At 36.5% G+C, this 17,503-nt stretch carries 22 protein-coding genes and 1 riboswitch; of the genes, 16 read left to right on the forward strand and 6 right to left on the reverse strand.

Annotated features, from left to right (window positions below):
* Positions 1 to 7: 7 nt before the first annotated feature.
* Both M3189_RS14150 and M3189_RS14155 read left to right on the forward strand, forming a co-directional pair.
* Entirely contained in the window at positions 8 to 214 is a 207-nt protein-coding gene (locus M3189_RS14150) for a hypothetical protein (protein WP_251634701.1), read from the forward strand.
* A gap of 190 nt (positions 215 to 404) precedes the next feature.
* Positions 405 to 1,934 carry a rhomboid family intramembrane serine protease gene (locus M3189_RS14155; protein WP_251634702.1) on the forward strand — a complete coding sequence of 510 codons (1,530 nt, stop codon included), beginning with the start codon at positions 405 to 407 and terminating at the stop codon, positions 1,932 to 1,934.
* Here the strand turns inward: M3189_RS14155 and M3189_RS14160 are convergent.
* Entirely contained in the window at positions 1,897 to 2,730 is an 834-nt protein-coding gene (locus M3189_RS14160; protein ID WP_251634703.1) for a hypothetical protein, read from the reverse strand. The genes M3189_RS14155 and M3189_RS14160 overlap by 38 nt on opposite strands.
* Before the next feature lie 190 nt (positions 2,731 to 2,920).
* On the opposite strand from M3189_RS14160, the gene M3189_RS14165 reads away from it, so the two are divergent.
* From M3189_RS14165 to M3189_RS14180, 4 genes are all read left to right on the forward strand, one after another.
* The gene (locus M3189_RS14165; protein ID WP_095247089.1) at positions 2,921 to 3,130 is read left to right on the forward strand and encodes a YqgQ family protein; all 210 of its coding nucleotides are present in this window, start codon (positions 2,921 to 2,923) and stop codon (positions 3,128 to 3,130) included.
* 9 nt (positions 3,131 to 3,139) lie between these two features.
* Positions 3,140 to 4,114: an ROK family glucokinase gene (locus M3189_RS14170; protein ID WP_251634704.1), complete on the forward strand. Its 975-nt coding sequence runs from the start codon at positions 3,140 to 3,142 to the stop codon at positions 4,112 to 4,114.
* Between the two features lie 98 nt (positions 4,115 to 4,212).
* Complete coding sequence (locus M3189_RS14175; RefSeq protein ID WP_251634705.1) at positions 4,213 to 5,400, forward strand: M14 family metallopeptidase; 1,188 nt, start codon at positions 4,213 to 4,215, stop codon at positions 5,398 to 5,400.
* Between the two features lie 195 nt (positions 5,401 to 5,595).
* The gene (locus M3189_RS14180; RefSeq protein ID WP_251634706.1) at positions 5,596 to 6,738 is read left to right on the forward strand and encodes a hypothetical protein; all 1,143 of its coding nucleotides are present in this window, start codon (positions 5,596 to 5,598) and stop codon (positions 6,736 to 6,738) included.
* Positions 6,739 to 6,777: 39 nt separating this feature from the next.
* Here M3189_RS14180 and M3189_RS14185 read toward each other — a convergent pair whose 3' ends face one another.
* The gene (locus tag M3189_RS14185) at positions 6,778 to 6,951 is read right to left on the reverse strand and encodes a DUF2759 domain-containing protein (protein WP_251634707.1); all 174 of its coding nucleotides are present in this window, start codon (positions 6,949 to 6,951) and stop codon (positions 6,778 to 6,780) included.
* A 195-nt stretch (positions 6,952 to 7,146) separates the two neighbouring features.
* Between M3189_RS14185 and M3189_RS14190 the strand changes: the two genes are divergently transcribed.
* On the forward strand, positions 7,147 to 7,782 hold the full coding sequence (locus tag M3189_RS14190; protein ID WP_251634708.1) for an MBL fold metallo-hydrolase: 636 nt from the start codon (positions 7,147 to 7,149) through the stop codon (positions 7,780 to 7,782).
* Between the two features lie 198 nt (positions 7,783 to 7,980).
* Positions 7,981 to 9,063, forward strand: coding sequence for a class I SAM-dependent methyltransferase (locus tag M3189_RS14195; protein ID WP_251634709.1), 1,083 nt, complete (start codon positions 7,981 to 7,983; stop codon positions 9,061 to 9,063).
* Positions 9,064 to 9,108: 45 nt separating this feature from the next.
* Here the strand turns inward: M3189_RS14195 and M3189_RS14200 are convergent, their stop codons facing one another.
* Complete coding sequence (locus M3189_RS14200; protein ID WP_095247095.1) at positions 9,109 to 9,351, reverse strand: DUF2626 domain-containing protein; 243 nt, start codon at positions 9,349 to 9,351, stop codon at positions 9,109 to 9,111.
* 80 nt (positions 9,352 to 9,431) lie between these two features.
* Positions 9,432 to 10,127 carry a helix-turn-helix transcriptional regulator gene (locus tag M3189_RS14205; protein WP_251634710.1) on the reverse strand — a complete coding sequence of 232 codons (696 nt, stop codon included), beginning with the start codon at positions 10,125 to 10,127 and terminating at the stop codon, positions 9,432 to 9,434.
* Between the two features lie 298 nt (positions 10,128 to 10,425).
* Here M3189_RS14205 and comGA point away from each other — a divergent pair, with 298 nt between their 5' ends.
* The 8 genes from comGA to M3189_RS14245 all read left to right on the forward strand — a co-directional run bounded on the left by comGA (position 10,426) and on the right by M3189_RS14245 (position 14,672).
* Positions 10,426 to 11,508 carry a competence type IV pilus ATPase ComGA gene (comGA, locus tag M3189_RS14210; RefSeq protein ID WP_353057426.1) on the forward strand — a complete coding sequence of 361 codons (1,083 nt, stop codon included), beginning with the start codon at positions 10,426 to 10,428 and terminating at the stop codon, positions 11,506 to 11,508.
* The gene (gene comGB, locus M3189_RS14215; RefSeq protein WP_251634712.1) at positions 11,495 to 12,526 is read left to right on the forward strand and encodes a competence type IV pilus assembly protein ComGB; all 1,032 of its coding nucleotides are present in this window, start codon (positions 11,495 to 11,497) and stop codon (positions 12,524 to 12,526) included. Before comGA ends, comGB begins: the two co-directional genes overlap by 14 nt.
* Positions 12,527 to 12,546: 20 nt before the next feature.
* Positions 12,547 to 12,861: a competence type IV pilus major pilin ComGC gene (gene comGC / locus M3189_RS14220; protein WP_251634793.1), complete on the forward strand. Its 315-nt coding sequence runs from the start codon at positions 12,547 to 12,549 to the stop codon at positions 12,859 to 12,861.
* Complete coding sequence (gene comGD / locus M3189_RS14225; protein WP_251634713.1) at positions 12,861 to 13,295, forward strand: competence type IV pilus minor pilin ComGD; 435 nt, start codon at positions 12,861 to 12,863, stop codon at positions 13,293 to 13,295. The genes comGC and comGD overlap by 1 nt, the downstream gene beginning before the upstream one ends.
* On the forward strand, positions 13,279 to 13,617 hold the full coding sequence (locus tag M3189_RS14230) for a hypothetical protein (protein WP_251634714.1): 339 nt from the start codon (positions 13,279 to 13,281) through the stop codon (positions 13,615 to 13,617). The genes comGD and M3189_RS14230 overlap by 17 nt, the downstream gene beginning before the upstream one ends.
* Positions 13,568 to 14,041 carry a competence type IV pilus minor pilin ComGF gene (gene comGF, locus M3189_RS14235; protein ID WP_251634794.1) on the forward strand — a complete coding sequence of 158 codons (474 nt, stop codon included), beginning with the start codon at positions 13,568 to 13,570 and terminating at the stop codon, positions 14,039 to 14,041. Before M3189_RS14230 ends, comGF begins: the two co-directional genes overlap by 50 nt.
* Positions 14,038 to 14,412, forward strand: a complete 375-nt coding sequence (comGG, locus tag M3189_RS14240) for a competence type IV pilus minor pilin ComGG (protein WP_251634715.1) — start codon at positions 14,038 to 14,040, stop codon at positions 14,410 to 14,412. Before comGF ends, comGG begins: the two co-directional genes overlap by 4 nt.
* Before the next feature lie 74 nt (positions 14,413 to 14,486).
* Positions 14,487 to 14,672: a YqzE family protein gene (locus M3189_RS14245; RefSeq protein ID WP_251634716.1), complete on the forward strand. Its 186-nt coding sequence runs from the start codon at positions 14,487 to 14,489 to the stop codon at positions 14,670 to 14,672.
* Between the two features lie 33 nt (positions 14,673 to 14,705).
* On the opposite strand, the gene M3189_RS14250 is transcribed toward M3189_RS14245, so the two are convergent.
* The gene (locus tag M3189_RS14250) at positions 14,706 to 15,497 is read right to left on the reverse strand and encodes a YqhG family protein (RefSeq protein ID WP_251634717.1); all 792 of its coding nucleotides are present in this window, start codon (positions 15,495 to 15,497) and stop codon (positions 14,706 to 14,708) included.
* On the reverse strand, positions 15,475 to 17,163 hold the full coding sequence (locus tag M3189_RS14255; protein WP_251634718.1) for a DEAD/DEAH box helicase: 1,689 nt from the start codon (positions 17,161 to 17,163) through the stop codon (positions 15,475 to 15,477). Before M3189_RS14255 ends, M3189_RS14250 begins: the two co-directional genes overlap by 23 nt.
* Before the next feature lie 156 nt (positions 17,164 to 17,319).
* A riboswitch (glycine riboswitch) is annotated at positions 17,320 to 17,409 on the forward strand.
* Positions 17,410 to 17,503: the final 94 nt, after the last annotated feature.

Raw genomic sequence — 17,503 nt, forward strand, 5'->3', positions numbered from 1 at the left:
GATGATAATGTCTCGTATGTTGACATCCATATTTATGATTGGGTCCATTGGCTATTTTGCATACCGCTTCAGGTTTCGAATTATCAATCTAATGCTTAGGTCAGGCTGGATGCGTCGAATAGCTGTAGGCTCATTCATGAGCTTCCCAGGTGTTAAAAGTAAAATGATGCAGACCGTTTTTGGGAGACCAACAGAAAGACCATCTGAATGGTGAAAGCCACAGATGGTTTTTTTGTTGTAAAAATACCCATCTTATTCTCTTGTTTAATCATTCTAAGGCAAGTTTATCGTTTATAATGTAATAGACAAGTAAAAGATGAATAAAAAATAATAATTTTGACTTTAGGTCTTAATAGAAAGTAGTGGGGGTATTGAATTACAGAGAGGATTATGCCTTTTGGAGATTGGCACATTTCTTTATTTCGGAGCAAGACTACCGAATTATTCAATTATTTGAAAACCAAAAAGAATTATGGCTGGAAAAACTTGAGAATAAAAAGGCGCCCATACTTCGATTGGTACGGATTGATTTAGACTGGAGCAACTCATTGCAAAGAGATATAGAATTTACAGCCTCGAATGGAGAACAGATAGGGAAACAAATCGGTCGTGGAGAGCTTTCGGTTGTAAATATCTATATAAGTCAATTTCCTCCGGTTGATGATTATGAATATGTTCTGCAAACTCCATTTATCTATCCACAGGGAAATAAAACAAGTGTAACCTCCGTGTTATTAACAGGCAGCCAATACGAATCAGGTTTTAAAGCATTATCAGCAAGACTGGAAAGAGAAATTTCCTTCCCGATACGTGATGAGTATTCAGACGAAGAGGTAATGGATCAAAAGAAAGCAGCATTAGATTCAGCCATCCAAAAGTCTAAAAAAGAAAAAGAAATGTTCTCAAATGCTAAACCATTTTTTACATACCTTTTTATGATCATCCAGGTTGCACTTTTCTTACTTTTAGAGCTTCAAGGGGGCAGCACGAATACAACTACTCTGATTAAGTTTGGAGCCAAATTTAATCCTTATATCTACGAGGGAGAGTGGTGGAGATTCATAACGCCTATCTTCCTTCACATCGGTTTATTACATTTAGCAATGAATACCCTGGCTTTATACTTTTTAGGCCCGGCTGTGGAGAAAATCTTTGGCAATACCCGATTTTTATTTATCTATCTTTTTGCGGGAATATCCGGGGTTATTGCCAGTTTTATTTTTAGCCCTAATATTTCAGCAGGAGCAAGTGGGGCAATCTTTGGGTGTTTCGGAGCCTTACTCTACTTTGCTCTTATATATCCTAAGCTTTTTTTTCGGACAATTGGACCAAGTGTTATACCCGTATTAATTTTTAATTTAATATTTGGTTTTACCGTATCTATCATAGATAATGCTGGTCATTTAGGAGGTTTGGCAGGAGGTTTCCTAGCAGCAGGTATTTTTCATTTCCCTAGGAAAAGGAAGCCATTCTTACAGACACTATTTTTATTACTATCTGCATCAATCATATATGGCTCCTTAGTATATGGTTTTCAACATTCTGCTACAAGTGGGAATGAGAGCTCTACTATGATGTTAGCTCAAGAATATATTAAACAAGAGAACTATGAACAAGCATATGGTGTACTAACGAAATACGTGGAGGACGCAGGTACTCCGTCTCTAGATGTATATTTTGCCTTATCTTTTGTAGAAATTAAGATGAACAAACTCGAAGATGCAAAATCTCATCTGCTCAAATTGATACAATTAGACCCGGATTTACCTGAAGCCTACTATAATTTAGCCTTGCTCTATTTAGAGGAAAATGACCTAAAGGAAGCAAAAAACAATGCTGAAAAGGCGGCAGAATTAAACTCAAGCCAACAGGAATACTCTGACTTGGTTCAGGAACTTAATCGTTTACTGCCATCATCTGACGGAGGAGAATAGGTTCACCTGATGCTGTCTCTATTAATACTAATAAATGTGTTTTGTCGTTTGCAATTAAAATAAGTGGGAGGGTACTGCCTTTGGGGTTTTCAATGGCACCCTCTGCTTTTTTTATTCCAAGGATATAATTTTTATATAAGCCCTCCCAAAGGTTTCCTACAATTGCAGCAGTTTCTGATTTTGTAAAACCCGGTAAGGAGTCCTTGGAACGTTCATTAAATTCGCTGAGGGGAAATGCTTGGTAGTTGCTTAAATTAATAGAAAAATGACGCAATCCTTTATTCCAGCTGAGTTGCAGCGTTCTTTCTATCTGCTGTTCCAACTGTTTCTTTACATTTTCCTCATCAGCAATAGATGTAAGGAGGTAAATTTGATCAGATGACATTGCTTGAGAACTGAATATTTGATTTTCGGTTTCGTGGAGCTCTGCGTGGTGAAAAGTAATAGCTTGTAAAAGAACATTTTTATCCATAGTTATTCTTTTTTCCTGTTCAATTACTGCAGTATTCTGCTTCCAGTTCCAAAGTTCATCGATAAGACGTCCGTTGCCATAAAGCAAAGCAGCATCCTGCCTTAAGTATGCTTTGCGATCCAAAGTGGAGGATTCCTTCCATTGAAATGTATTTGCGGGTTTATTCATTTTTGTAAGAGTGGTTTGTGCTGTTTTAAAGCTTACCTTTGGATCAATTGGGAAGTAGGTAATACTCTCCTGTACCTCCGGCTTTTTATACTGATGTATCGTAAAAGCTAAAATAACTATGATAAATACACCTAGCACCAAATAGGTTCTTTTCATTTACCCCACATCCTTCCTTTTTACTATTGAGAGATTAATAGCAGCTTTATTAATGTTATATGGGAACAACTGACTGGACATGCCAAATTCTTGTTTTCATTTCTTCGCAAGAACCGCTTGAGGGTGGTAGGGGCTTAAGGTATACTTTACATGTAATGTTTCTCATTCTTTATGTAAGAGGGCTAAATAGATGAAGTCAATTTATGATATTCAGCAATTTTTAAAACAATATGGAACAATTATTTACATTGGGGATCGAATCGCGGACCTAGAATTAATGGAGTCAGAATTAAAAGATTTGTATCAAGCTCAGTTAATCGAACCGAAAGAATACTCAACTGCACTGTTAATTTTAAGACATGAAATTAGATTTTTAAAAGAAAAAGAAGAAAAAAGATAGGTGATTAGGGTGTCGGAACAATGGATTGTTGGTGTTGACCTAGGTGGGACCACCACAAAAATCGCTTTTATTAACTTGAACGGAGAAATCCTTCATAAGTGGGAAATTCCTACGGATAACTGTGATGAAGGTCAAAATATTACAAGTAATATTGCGAATGCAATCAATCAAAAATTAGCAGACTTAAATGAACAAAAGTCAAAATTAATTGGAATCGGTATGGGAGCGCCTGGTCCAATAGATTATGAGACAGGTGTTGTTTTAAATGTTGTTAATCTGGGGTGGAAGGATAACTTTCCTTTACAAGAAAGTTTGCATTCACTAACAGGCTTGCCGGTTGTTATTGAAAATGATGCTAATTGTGCTGCATTAGGGGAAATGTGGAATGGTGCAGGTAAGGGTGCCAGAGATCTTGTGTGTGTGACGCTTGGAACGGGCGTAGGCGGCGGAGTAATTGCTAACGGTAATATCGTACGAGGTACTAACGGCGCAGCTGGTGAGATTGGTCATATCACAGCTATCCCATTTGGAGGAGCAGCTTGTAACTGTGGAAAGTCTGGCTGTCTAGAAACAATTGCTTCTGCAACGGGAATTGTTCGTTTGGCTGAAGTTGAACTTTCAAAATCCGAAGCAAAGGGACAGCTTGGCGTGATCATGGCTGATAATGGAAAAGTTACAGCGAAGGATGTTTTTGATAGTGCTCGTAATGGTGATGAACTGGCTATTAAAATAACTGATGAGGTTGCCTTTCATCTAGGATTTGTTCTTGCGAATATAGCTAATACACTAAATCCGGAATCAATAGTCCTTGGCGGTGGTGTATCTCGTGCAGGGGACCTTCTATTAGACGCAGTAAAAGTTAACTTCTCAATGTTTGCTTTCTCAGCAGTTAGAGAGTCTACAACTCTTTCACTGGCAACATTAGGTAATGATGCCGGAGCAATTGGTGCGGCTTGGCTTATTAAAAATAAACTAGATTTATAAAGAATAAACGAAACCTGCAATTACATGCAGGTTTTTGTTGTACTCATTTTCTACCGTCTTTTGTCATATGATTTTTATGATGGAAGGAGGGGAAGAAGATGGAAGTTCGAGTCCGAGATGGTGATTCATTTTCGTATTATGGCCGATTATTTAGGGTCCCGCTTGAACTTATTACCGATTCAAACGTGAAAGCGAACGCTGTTAGTTTGAAACCTGGTGAGAAAATAGTCATTCCAGGCTACGTTTCTGTTCCGTACACAATAGAAGAAGACGATACTTTGTGGAAGATTGGAAATGAAAAAAACGTACCGATTGATGCTATAATGATTCTAAATCAAATGAAAAATCCCAATCGACTAATTCCAGGTGAAATTCTCTATCTGCCAGAACGAATAGTAAAGCAAAATGTTAGTTCAAAATTGCCATTTGGTTCAGGGATATTAGTCAAGCAAATAAAAACTCTTAAGAAGTATTATCCATTTATTAATGTTGAGACAATTGGTACTAGTGTTTTAGGGAATCCAATTCAAGAAATTAGAATTGGAAAAGGGTTGAAAAAAGTTCATATGAATGCCTCTTTTCATGCTAACGAATGGATTACAACAATGATAGTAATGAACCTTGTGAATCGGTACCTCATTTCATTAACAAATCGGGATGCAATAAGAGGAATTAATACAATAAATTTATATAATGAAACGGAATTATCAATTGTACCAATGGTAAATCCAGACGGGGTAGACCTAGTATTAAATGGCCCACCAAAAAGCTGTCGGGATGAAGTGGTGAATATCAACGAAGGCAGCAATGATTTTGTTCATTGGAAGGCAAATATTAGAGGAGTAGACTTAAACAACCAGTTCCCTGCAAATTGGGAGATTGAGCAGGAGAGGAAGGAACCTAAGTCTCCTGCACCTAGAGATTATCCCGGCGAGTCTTCTTTATCAGAACCTGAAGCAATTGCAATGGCAAATTTAATGAAAAAAAATCATTACGATCGAATCCTTGCCTTCCATACTCAAGGCGAAGAGTTCTATTGGGGCTATGAAGGCTTTGAACCTCTTGAATCAGGGATTCTGGCAAAGGAATTCGAGCGAGTCAGTGGATACAAGGCGATAAGAAATGTAGATAGTCATGCGGGATTCAAGGACTGGTATATTCAAGAGTTTAAGCGTCCTGGTTTTACTATAGAGCTTGGAAGGGGAATAAATCCATTGCCTTTATCTCAATTTCATGACATTCTCCTAAAAGTTGAGGGTATTTTTCTAGCCTCACTTTATTTATAAATAATTCTCCTACGCAACTTGTAAAATGAAATCAATGACATTAAAATAAACTATTGTGCTGGTTGTTTGTAAATAAGAGAAAAGTCGTACACATGCGACTTTTTTTCTTATTTTTAAAATAATTCTGTTATTATTGAAACATTTCTGTAATGAAAACGTCTAATTAGTATAAAGAAATTAGGAGGGAGGGGAAAAATGGGTATAAACAGTAGTAAAGTGAATAGTAAATATATATTTCAAATCATGTTTTTACTCTTTTTTGCCTCCTTTTTTAGTGCTTGCTCGCATCAACAAGATGCCAAGCCCAGCCCTTCTAAAGAAATTGACAAACATAATAACGAACCCTCAGACCCAGTTGAAGCTTGGAAACTTCCAATTAAAATTCCTGAAGGTGAATTCTATAAAATAGGGAGCTGGTTTTCAGACCATCAGCTACTCTATATTACTAACCTTGAGCAATCGTCATCTGTATATTTTTATAATCTTTTAACTGGAAAAAGTAAATTTCTATATAAGAGTGAGGTCCCAATTGTCACTTTACAGGTTAGCCCCACAAGAAAGAATATACTAATACAAACTTCTCCTTCCACTTATGAAGGACAAGTTACCATACTATCTCCTGAGGGTATTGAATTAATGAAACAATCTTTTCCCTCGTATGAATTAGCCTTTGAATGGAACCCGTTTAATGAGTCGGAGATTATAATCTCTTCTTTTAATGCAGATTGGACATATCAGCTGCTGTTGCTTAATATTGAACAAAGTAAAACAACGGAATTATCAATTCCTCAACCATTTATTAAGTGGTTGAGAAAAGATGAAATTGCTTATCTGAACTGGGATGAAACCAGCCCCTCACTTTTTGCGCCACTCATGACAAAGAAAATAGGAACTGCAGGTGAGGAAATTCTATTCAATGATGTACTTCAATTCTCAACCTATCATAATATCATCATGACTGTTACAACTAGGGATGAAGAGCAATTACAGGCTGCTTATACTTTTTATAATAAAGACAAAAAGCAGCTGTATTCTTTTTCTATCCCTCACCTGACAATGTTTTCAGGCTGGTTAGTTCCTTATCACGACTTTAATGAGAGTAATGGAAGGTTCATTACCTTACAGCCCCTGAAAAGTGTAGAGGCTGATGCTTACAGTGAAGGCTTTGAGCTTGTAAGCTATGATATTAATAAGGGCAACAGCAATATGATTTTGCAAGGACTGAAGAATGAACCTATTCTGCTTTCACCTACTGGGGAAGCTGTACTGTACGGAAACCGTTTTGAAAAAATCATTCATTTAAATACAAAAGAAATATCAGAGCTTGTAGAAAAATAAAAAGACTGCCGTTTGGCAGTCTTTCAATTTTCCCTGAGCTTAATGTGCTGTAGGAAAACCACTTTCAATAAGGGTCATGATTGCAAACCAGCCAAAAACAGCCAAAGTTGCTACTGCCCAAAATGCACCTAAGAAATTTTTATTTTTTAGGGCAGTGAACGCACCATAAGCAGAAAGTAAGGCAACCAAAGCAAAAATAATAACTACTCCCATTAATAAAGCCCCCTTTATTAGATAATACTTGGACTTAGCCCAAATCTCTAAAATAGTTATGTAAGAATATTATATACATTCGATTCTTATTTTATATTCTTTTTTATCATTTGTCGAGGGCTAAAAAAGTTAGCAATGCAGCTTACATAGTGTAAAATAATAGTAATGTAAAAATAGTTGGAGGTAATGTCATAAATGAAATGGTCTCAAATCCCTCTAGGGGTATTACAAACAAATTGTTACATAGTTGAAAGTCCTGACAAATCCTGCTTAATCTTTGATCCAGGCAGTGAAGGGAAAAGACTGATAAAGTGGTTAACAAAGAGAGAACTTAAGCCGATTGCGATTTTTTTAACACATGCACATTTTGACCATATTGGTGCCGTTGATGAGGTAAGGGACTACTATAAGATTCCTGTTTACATTCATGAAGAGGAAGAAGATTGGCTGATAGATCCCGCTCTAAATGGTTCGAAGTATTTTCAAATGCAAGAGTTAATGAAAATGAAAAAAGCTGACTATATCATAAAAAAAGAAGAAACTTTTACGATTGCTGAATTTACGTTCTCTATCTTTGAGACTCCAGGGCATTCACCTGGAAGTGTATCGTATTACTTTGAATCCGAGGGATTTGTTGTATCAGGGGATGCATTATTTAAGAGCAGTATTGGTCGAACAGACCTCCCAGGGGGTAACCATAAACAATTAATGAAGAGTATCCATGAAAAATTATTATTTTTACCTGAAGAAACTACTGTTTTATCGGGGCATGGACCAATAACCACTATCGGAGAAGAGATGGATAGTAATCCGTTTTTGAATGGTTTTTAAATCCCAATGCGAAAAGTGCCTTGGCTGCTTGCGTTAGACGGATTTGTATCCATAGAAAAACCCTTCTCGTTGGAGAAGGGTTTTTCTGGGGGATGTCCTATTATAAATAATGGGAGGGATATAGTTAAGCTACTAAATTTACAATATTACAAAGTTATCACTATGTCAATGATGTAAACTCGAAAGAGGGAAAAAATTATGATTACCTATTTAAAGAGGTTGATTTCATACTCAGAACTAAACTTACTATCCTATGCAGATTATATTGAGGCTGTCCTCTATCATCCTGAATTAGGATTCTATATGAGAAATAAACAAAAAATTGGCAGTCAGGGAGACTTTATAACCACAAGTAATATTTCTGATATTTATGGGCGAATGATTGCAAAATGGTTTGCAAATGTTTGTAAGGAAAATGATTTAGAACCTACTTTTTGTGAGATTGGTGCAGGAAATGGCCGTTTTGCTCATGCCTTTTTACAAGAATGGGAGGATTCCATCAAATCTCCATTAAAATACATAATTGTTGAAAGCAGTCCCTATCATCTTAAGTTACAAAATGAATTGTTAAAGCCCTCCTATACCTTCACGCAAGTAACCAGGCTTGATGAATTAGAGCCATTCGAAGGGATGGTCTTTTCCAATGAATTATTTGATGCCATGCCTGTTCATGTAATTGAGAAAGAGAACAATCAATTGTATGAGGTTATGGTAGGAATAAAAAATGAGAATTTATATGAGGAGAAGGTTCCCTTAACCAATCCATCTATCTATACTTTTTTAAAGGAAAGTGATTTGGAATTAACGGAAAAGCAGCGAATAGAAGTGCCTTTATTAATGGAAGGGATGGTCCATGATATATCCCGAGTGTTAAAGAGGGGGCTTGTAGTAACAGCTGATTATGGATACACCAAGGAGGACTGGAAGCATCCTTCAAGAATAAAGGGAAGCTTAAGGGGATATTATCAGCACCAAATGGTTCATGATGTACTAGAGCGCCCTGGAGAAATGGACATAACGACACACATTCATTTTGATTGGCTTATACAAAAGGGTGAGCAGGCAGATTTGTTATTCCATTCAAAGCTTAGGCAGGATGAGTTTCTACTTAATGCAGGTATATTAAAGGAGTTGGAAAATCATTATGATCCAAATCCATTTTCAGTTGTGAGCAAACGAAATCGTGCTATTCGCAGTTTGATTATGCCATCTGGTATGAGTTCTTTTTTTCACATACTTATTCAACAAAAGGGCATCAATGGTATTCTTTTTCAAAAATAAAAAACACCGGAAAAGAGTCCGGTGTTTTTTATTTTTAATATCTTCTCAATGTCCTCCACCTAGCGGCATCATAAAAGTTGTCCAATAAGTGAAGCCTGCGAAGAATACCGTTAAATACCCACAGAAAACATACATGTACATCCGTTCGGATAATTTTAGATAGCTTAACAAAACAAAGAATCCAGTTTGGGCCAAGAAAAGCATGGCAGTTTTATCCATATCACCTAAATAGAACATTACAGTGAAAATACCAGTCCAGAAACCCAAGACTCTGTACATACGATCCATATGTATCCCTCCTTTTCCCCTACGGTACCATCAAGAAATATTATAAAGAAAAGGAGTTCAAAAGTAAATAAAGTTTCAAATTAGTTTGAAACAAGCGCCTGGTATGAGCAAGTTTCACAACCAGATATGATATTTTCTTTCTCAACTAGCTCCACTTTGTCAAATAATGCTTCAAACATTCCTTTTAGGAACTCATGATGCATAGCACAAACACTTTCGTGTTCCTCTGCAACTTCTTTGAAAGGACAATTGTAAATCTGGAAGAAAATTTTTGTGTGATCCCCATTAACTTCAAATTCTGGGTAGAATCCTGCTAATGTTGCAGCACTTTTTAAAATGGTTAACTTTTGATCAAATTCTATTTCTTCCCCAAAGGATCTTCTTGCCAATTCCTGCTCAATCACTTCAGCCCCAAAACGCTTGCCAGTTAAATATAGAGCTTGTTTACCAGCTTCTCCTAATGTAAGCATAGTTGTAATTGCAACTTTGGATAGAAGCATATAATCCCGGAACGGGAAGTGCAATTGAATGACATCGTCTGATAAACGGTATAATCTACTTGGTCTTCCACCTTTACCAGTTTTTTTAGTTTCAGAAGCTAACATGTTAACATCTTCAAGCTTAGATAAATGTAATCTTGCAACGTTGGGATGAATATTAAAGTTCTCTGCCACCTCTTGTACAGTTACTTCTTGGTGACGTTTCGTAATGTATTGATAGATGTAATACCTGGTTGGATCTGATAAAACATTTGTTATCTTTAATGTTTGTTCCATCTCTAGTTCACCTCGAACCCCCATAATTTAATCCAATTATAATACAGCGATTTAAACATGGGAATGAGGTTAACAATGTTAACACTATATGTTTAGAAATTGTTCACATTTGCCGAATGTATATCGAGGTTTAGTTGTACAAATATTACACAAAATATATACAATCCGTTTGTCAATAGTTGTTTTTTGGAGGATTATAGAGTAAGAATCTCAAGAAATATTTTTTTAAAAAAAGAAAAGAATCTTGAAGGAAAAGCTTGAAAGATGTCGAATACCTACAAAGACAAAATAAAAGGTGGTGTTACACATTGTTAGTTCAATCGAAATATTAGCGAATAGAATCATTACGGATGCTGCAAGAAACCAAGCTACAGATATTCACATTGTACCCAGAAAGAAAGACACACTCATCCAAATCCGCTTAACGAACAAACTCATTCCCCGGTTATCACTTCCAAAAGAAGAATGCGACAGATTAATTTCACATTTTAAATTTACAGCCAATATGGATATCGGAGAACGAAGACGCCCCCAAAGCGGTGCGATTTTTTGTGAAGTGGATGGAAAATTAATGGGTCTTAGACTTTCAACCCTTCCATCAAACAATCGAGAAAGTCTGGTTATCAGACTATTGCCTCAACAAGAACAGATTCCCTTTCACCAACTTTCACTTTTTCCTGGAATGACCAGAAAACTACTTGCTCTCCTAAAACACGCACATGGATTAATCATCTTCACCGGACCAACCGGATCTGGAAAAACGACTACTCTTTATTCCCTTTTAAATGAAACCGCTCACCTTTTTCATCGAAATGTAATCACACTTGAAGACCCCATTGAAAAAAACTACGACTCTGTTTTACAAATACAAGTGAATGAAAAAGCGGGCGTTACATATGCTGCCGGTCTAAAGGCGATTCTTCGTCATGATCCCGACATTATTATGGTCGGTGAAATACGTGATGCGGAAACAGCTAAAATTGCAGTGCGTGCTGCATTAACGGGCCATTTGGTTCTTAGTACCATGCATACAAGGGATGCGAAGGGGGCGGTATATCGTCTCCGTGAGTTTGGTGTAAATTGGTTAGAGGTAGAACAAACCTTAATTGCTGTTACAGCTCAGCGATTAGTGGAACTAACTTGTCCCTATTGCCAAGGGGAGTGTTCACCTTTTTGCTATTCATATGGGAGATGGAAAAGGGCGAGTGTTTTTGAACTTCTATCAGGGAGAAATCTTAATACTGCGATGAAAGAAGCAAAGGGAGAAAATATTATTTCGCATTACACAACAGTAAGGGAAGTAATAAAAAAAGGGATTGCTCTGGGGTATATTAAAGAGTCTGAATACGATCGCCTGGTGTATGATCATGAAGCACCATAAATGGTCTATTAATGAGCAAGCTATCTTATTAAAACGGATTGGTGAATTATTGGCACGCGGGTATCCAATTGCAGAAGCAATTGAATCCATATCATTGCATTTACCTAAGAATCGAAAGGAGGAGCTGTATCAATGTTTAGTTGAGCTGAGAAATGGGACATCATTCCATGATGTTCTAAATAAGCTTGGCTTTCACAAGGACTTAATTGGTTACGTCTATTTTGCAGAGCAGCATGGCAGCTTTTCAGAAGCACTATTGGAAGGTAGTAGTCTAGCATTAGTAAAGGAGAATGATAGGAAAAAGCTTTTAAAAATATTACAGTATCCATCATTGCTTATCTTTATAACAGGCTTTTTGTTTGTATTTGTACAAAAATCATTGCTGCCTAAATTTACAAGTCTCTTCAATTCTATGAGTCTTGAAGAAAATTTCTTTATGAAAGTACTTTATTCTTTTGATGAGTATTTTCCAATATTTATGGCTATCTTTCTGGCACTTTTGGCATCAGGTGCAATCTATTATGTTTTTTGGTTTCGAAAAATCACCATCCTGCAGCAAAGGTCCCAACTCGTGAAAATTCCGATTGCAGGAAGAATCCTCAAATTGTTGTTTACCCATTATTTTTCGGTTCAACTTAGTTTCCTTTTAGCTGGTGGAATATCGGTTTTAGAAGCCTTGCAATTATTTGAGAAAAACTACAGGCAGCCATTTTATTGCCAGTTGGGAAGGGAAATCAAGCAAAAGCTGTTAACGGGTGAAAACTTAGAGTCAATCCTGGCTTGCTTTCCTTTCTTTGAAAAAGAATTCCCGATGATAATAAAACATGGTCAAGAAAATGGAAAATTGGAACAAGAATTACTATTCTTCAGCCAGCATTGTATGTTGAACATGGAAGAAAGAATCGAAAAAAGTTTAAAAATGATTCAGCCTGTTCTTTATCTTTTTATTGGGTTTCTCGTTGTATCCATGTACCTAGCCATATTATTACCAATGTTTAACTTACTCGATGGAATTTAAAAATGGAGGAATTTATGATGATGAAAAATGAAAAAGGTTTTACTCTTATTGAAATGATGATTGTTATGCTGGTTATTTCGGTTTTATTAATTGTTACAATTCCAAATGTGGCCAAGCATAATACCAATATAAACAACAAAGGCTGTGATGCATATGTGAAAATGGTTCAAGCGCAAGTGCAGTCTTATATAATGGAAAATAATAAGGTGCCTACTATGACAATGCTAACTGAAGAAGACTATCTTATTGAAGATACCGGTTGTCCAAATGGAACAAAAAATGTATTGATTGATTCTGAAGGAAATGTTACGGCAGTAGCCAAGCCAGCATCTTAATGCTCCACAATCAAAAAGGATTTACATTAATTGAATCTTTGATTGTTCTCTCCATCTTTTTAATCATCTCTTCGATAACTGTCTTTAGCATAAAGCCACAATACCAAATAGCTACCTACAAGTCCTTTATTTCCCAATTAAAAGCAGATTTATATTACGGTCAGCAATACGCCATCGCTAATCAGACTGAGGTTAGAGTTAACTTTACAGAGAATGAGCATAAGTATGTCATCGCGACTGGTGTTAAAATCATTGTTGAAAGAAAACATTCTCCAAAGATTACTGTAAGTCAGGGGACCATCCCATTAATTTTTAAATTTACTTCAAATGGGAATGTGGATAGATTCGGTACAATATTTATTCGGACACCGCGGCAGATTTACAAATTAACTCTTTTGATTGGAAAGGGACGGTTTTATGTTTTGGAAGAATGATGGTTTCTTTTTACTAGAGATCCTTTTATCATTATCGGCTTTGTTTATGCTAAGTATGTTTTTTGTACCCTTGTTAATAGATTTTGCAAACCAATCTCAGCAGCTTATGAGAGATAAAAGAGCTAAGCAGTTTTTATTTGAGGAACTTCAAGCGAATTTAATAGAAGATAGGATTAATACCCATTACTCCGTCACTCTTAATGGAACAGAATATAAGATTTACTGGCGTCTGAACTCAGTTAATGGACAAAAGGAGGTGTGTGTAAAAGTTGATGAAAATCCACTCCTCCCAAGTATTGAAGACTGTGCGATACCCGAATGAAAAAGCTTTTACTCTTCTCGAGGTGCTATTTGCTTTCTCAATCTTCACAATGATAGTGTTTTTCATGTTTCCGGTAATTCAAATTATATTAGACAATAAAGATTCAAATGGAAGACTTCAAAACATGGAATGGGATGTATTTTGCAGTCAGATAAAAAGGGAAATCCGTATTAGTTCTAAAGCGGAGGTGATTTCAGGGACCTTGGTATTAACCTTGAATAATGAAAAAATTTCATATGAAAAGTACGGCAGTATTATAAGAAGGCGAGTAAATTCTACTGGTCATGAAACAATCCTGCAGAATGTATCATTGGTCACTTTTACAAGGATAAATAACTCAGTTAAAATTTTTGTAAAGGATGTTTGGGAAAAAGAATACAGTGTTGTAGTACAATCCTATATTGAATGGGTTCCACTTTTATGAGGAGTCGTGAACAAGGATTTACATATCCATTGACTTTAGTGGTCCTCATTCTGTTTTTATCCATTTTTTCCTTTCGAGTTGAACAACTGCTTTCTGAAAGGAAAATGTCATATGAAACAACTGTCATTCTTCAGGAAGAATATTATTTCCATTCTTCTTTTAAAAAAGTCGAAAAAATATTGCAATCGGGGGGTCTAATATCAGGAAAGGGTTCATTCTCTTATCAAAAAGGGACTATGGGATATCAAGCCGACATTCCGATTGGATCTGTACAGAAAATCAACTTTACTCTTAAAATGAACACTGGTGAAACAGTGGCAGTACGCTGCTATTTCGATATTACTGCAAAAAAAATGATAAAAATGGACTAAAGAAGTTTATTTAGGGTGTTAGTTGTTTGAATTCATGGACATACTTTTAGGGAAGAATAAAGGCAGGTGTGTCCATGAAAACAAATGATTATGTAAAATATATGACTCAAACTCTTGTTAAATATGCGGACCAGCCAAAAGACGAACGAAAACGGCTCAAGGAAGAGAGAAAGCAAGCCAAGGCGTCTTTTTGGTATCGTTGGTTCGGGATTCTTCCTTATATCTTTTATATCGAAGTAAAGAATCGGAAGAAAAGGTAAAGAAGCAGAACAAAGTCTGCTTCTTTATTTTCGTTAAACAGCCTTGTCGGTTAAATAAAACAATCCGCCATTAATAAACGATATGTTTATTTTTGGTTCATACTGTTCCTGCAAAGCTCGTTTCTCTGTTTCGTAACTTTCATTTTCTTCCTCTGCATCCTCATAAAAATGATGCAGAAGCTGCAAATCCTTCTCCCAACGCTGCCTAGCATCCTCTGCCCATGAATGGTCATCTTCTGCAATTACAGCTTTTAAATAATTTTCAATCCGTGACAAACCGCTTTTCGGTTTTACTAGCGGCGATAGCGTAAACGAATAATCTGGTATCTTTGGTGTAAGCTTGACATTCTGCAGACGATCATGGAAATCCTCTACCATTTGTCCGTTTATTAGCTGTAAACCGATTGATTTAAAAATATCCCGTTTGCGGTCGCATTGATACGATATCTTAACATTCATACACAGCCAGGGCAGTAATGGAGTTTGTTGTTGGTTATTCTGGTGATTCTCATAAAGCCTGATGTAGCTCGAAAGCTTTTTAGTTGATTGAAATATTTGATGCAGTCTTGGAGACCCAAAATGAATAATTTCTCCTTTGATATTTTCGGGTGCAATCTGTGGATTCGTAATAAGAGTAAGCTTCATTGGATTAGCGACTCCACCAGTTTTTTCTAAATAATGCCAATAAAAAGGTCGATTCATTAATTCCTTATCGAGCTCTATAGATAACTGGACAGTTAAGTAACCAGGGCCATTTTCTGTTATTTGACATTCATTAGCCTGAAAATAGCGTATGAGAAAGTTATGAATTTCCAGCTGCTGCATGTGAATCCTCCTTCTGCATATCTTTAGCCAAATCAATCATAGACGTAAGGTTTTCCATCTTTATTCGCATCTCACCTTCAGAGCAGGATTGACCAAATATATCAATTAAATGATCTTCAATACTTCCAAAGTCCAGCTTCGTTAAGATATCGTCTAAATCTCCTATTACTTTTTCAAATAGTTCAATTTTTTCATAAAGAAGCTTTAATATATGTTCTTCAACCGTGTTCTGAATGGCAAAGTTGTAAATCATAACATCCTTTTCCTGGCCAAGACGATGAATCCTTCCAATTCTTTGCTCAAGCCTCATTGGATTCCAGGGCAGGTCGAAATTAATTATATGATTACAGAATTGAAGGTTAATTCCCTCGCCGCCAGCTTCAGTTGCTATGAGGACTTGTGCGTGCTTTTGAAATAGCTCACGCATCCAGTCTTTTTTGCCGCGCTTAAAACCGCCTCGAAAGGGAACAGATGATATCCCATTTTGTTTTAAATACCATTGTAGATACATTTGGGTTGCTCTGTATTCGGTGAAGATTATTACCTTATCATCAATTTTTTGAATTAACTCCAATGCCTTTTCAGCTTTTGAGTTTGTTGTAACTGCTTCTACCTTTGAAATTAAATATTGTATTTGATCTTCGAATGCCTTTGTTGGATTTTCCTTTTTCTGCAGCATATTTTTAAGCGTATAAAATACGGACTCCCTGCTGCTGCAGGCTTCCCGCTGTAAAGTCATAACCGAAAAAGCACTTGTTTGAACCCAATCACCTTCACTTTTTAATTCAGTGATCGCTTCATACAATTCTTTCTCTTGAGGTGAAAATGCAATCGGAATCGTTTCCACATGTCTTTTAGTCCATTCAATACCTGTATCGGCACGCCGGTTTCGGATCATTACTTTATTTACCAACTCTTTTAAATGCTCATTGTCATTTAATGAGCGGGCATCTCGTTTGTATTTTTCATAAAATGCTGTTTCACTGCCTAAATGTCCTGGTTTTAGTAGGGAAACAAGGTTGAAGATTTCTTCAATACGATTTTGAATCGGTGTTGCAGTGAGGAGTAGACAAAACTTCTTTTTTAGACTTTGAACAAACTCATAGTTTTTAGTCTTATTGTTCTTCAATTTGTGAGCCTCATCAATAATGATTAAATCGTAATCTTGTTTATAAATGATATCACGATGTGGGTCCCGTTTGGCTGTGTCAATGGAAGAGACGACTACATCGCATTGCTCCCATACATAGCTTTTCCTTTGAGAAACAGCGGGAATAAAAAACTTACTATTTAATTCATAGGACCATTGGGTTACAAGGGAAGCAGGAACGAGAATTAACACTTTTTTAACAAGTCCACGAATCATGTATTCTTTTAAAATGAGTCCTGCTTCTATTGTTTTTCCAAGCCCCACTTCATCAGCAAGAATTGCTTTTCCATTCATGTTTTCAATTACCTGCTTCGCAGTTTCGAGCTGATGCGGAAGCGGGGTTAGATTAGGCAGATGACTTGGTGCTTGTAAGCCTTCAAAATCAGGGATTATCAGATGTTTTTCAACCCCAACTGCCTGCTTAAAAAGCTCCCAATTTCCCCATGGTCCATCGTTTTCAATCCTGTGTAAAAATTCATCCTGCCATGAGGAATCAAATTCTATTTGAACTGTCATGTTTTCAACTCCCTTTTGCACAAAAAATTTATTGCTCAATATTATGCTTTAATGGTAGGATGGAAATAGCTTTGAAAGTTTTAAATATTGTAATAAAATAATTTTTTTCAGATGTATATTTTAGTATGACCCGATTTTGAAATTATTATAATGCGGATGATGACTAGGGGAGAGACTACTAATGTAGCGCCGAAGGAGCAAGCACAAATGTGTGAATCTCTCAGGCAAAAGAACTCTTGTTTGACGCAGCTCTGGAGAGTGCTGACTTAAGGGCAGCCACCAAAGGGGAAAGCCTAGTCTAGGTAAACTTTCAGGTGCAAGGACAGAGACCTTCTTTTTC

It is taken from the genome of Neobacillus niacini, from assembly GCF_023715415.1.
GTDB lineage: Bacteria > Bacillota > Bacilli > Bacillales > Cytobacillaceae > Neobacillus > Neobacillus niacini_C.

Excerpts from the sequence above, each read along its gene's own strand:
- M3189_RS14150 (WP_251634701.1), top strand. The coding sequence starts at position 8 with ATGTCTCGTATGTTGACATCCATATTTATGATTGGGTCCATTGGCTAT.
- M3189_RS14160 (WP_251634703.1), bottom strand. The coding sequence starts at position 2,730 with ATGAAAAGAACCTATTTGGTGCTAGGTGTATTTATCATAGTTATTTTA.
- M3189_RS14165 (WP_095247089.1), top strand. The coding sequence starts at position 2,921 with ATGAAGTCAATTTATGATATTCAGCAATTTTTAAAACAATATGGAACA.
- M3189_RS14175 (WP_251634705.1), top strand. The coding sequence starts at position 4,213 with ATGGAAGTTCGAGTCCGAGATGGTGATTCATTTTCGTATTATGGCCGA.
- M3189_RS14180 (WP_251634706.1), top strand. The coding sequence starts at position 5,596 with ATGGGTATAAACAGTAGTAAAGTGAATAGTAAATATATATTTCAAATC.
- M3189_RS14185 (WP_251634707.1), bottom strand. The coding sequence starts at position 6,951 with ATGGGAGTAGTTATTATTTTTGCTTTGGTTGCCTTACTTTCTGCTTAT.
- M3189_RS14190 (WP_251634708.1), top strand. The coding sequence starts at position 7,147 with ATGAAATGGTCTCAAATCCCTCTAGGGGTATTACAAACAAATTGTTAC.
- M3189_RS14195 (WP_251634709.1), top strand. The coding sequence starts at position 7,981 with ATGATTACCTATTTAAAGAGGTTGATTTCATACTCAGAACTAAACTTA.
- M3189_RS14200 (WP_095247095.1), bottom strand. The coding sequence starts at position 9,351 with ATGGATCGTATGTACAGAGTCTTGGGTTTCTGGACTGGTATTTTCACT.
- M3189_RS14205 (WP_251634710.1), bottom strand. The coding sequence starts at position 10,127 with ATGGAACAAACATTAAAGATAACAAATGTTTTATCAGATCCAACCAGG.
- comGB (WP_251634712.1), top strand. The coding sequence starts at position 11,495 with ATGAAGCACCATAAATGGTCTATTAATGAGCAAGCTATCTTATTAAAA.
- comGC (WP_251634793.1), top strand. The coding sequence starts at position 12,547 with ATGAAAAATGAAAAAGGTTTTACTCTTATTGAAATGATGATTGTTATG.
- comGD (WP_251634713.1), top strand. The coding sequence starts at position 12,861 with ATGCTCCACAATCAAAAAGGATTTACATTAATTGAATCTTTGATTGTT.
- M3189_RS14230 (WP_251634714.1), top strand. The coding sequence starts at position 13,279 with ATGTTTTGGAAGAATGATGGTTTCTTTTTACTAGAGATCCTTTTATCA.
- comGF (WP_251634794.1), top strand. The coding sequence starts at position 13,568 with ATGAAAATCCACTCCTCCCAAGTATTGAAGACTGTGCGATACCCGAAT.
- comGG (WP_251634715.1), top strand. The coding sequence starts at position 14,038 with ATGAGGAGTCGTGAACAAGGATTTACATATCCATTGACTTTAGTGGTC.
- M3189_RS14245 (WP_251634716.1), top strand. The coding sequence starts at position 14,487 with ATGAAAACAAATGATTATGTAAAATATATGACTCAAACTCTTGTTAAA.
- M3189_RS14250 (WP_251634717.1), bottom strand. The coding sequence starts at position 15,497 with ATGCAGCAGCTGGAAATTCATAACTTTCTCATACGCTATTTTCAGGCT.
- M3189_RS14255 (WP_251634718.1), bottom strand. The coding sequence starts at position 17,163 with ATGACAGTTCAAATAGAATTTGATTCCTCATGGCAGGATGAATTTTTA.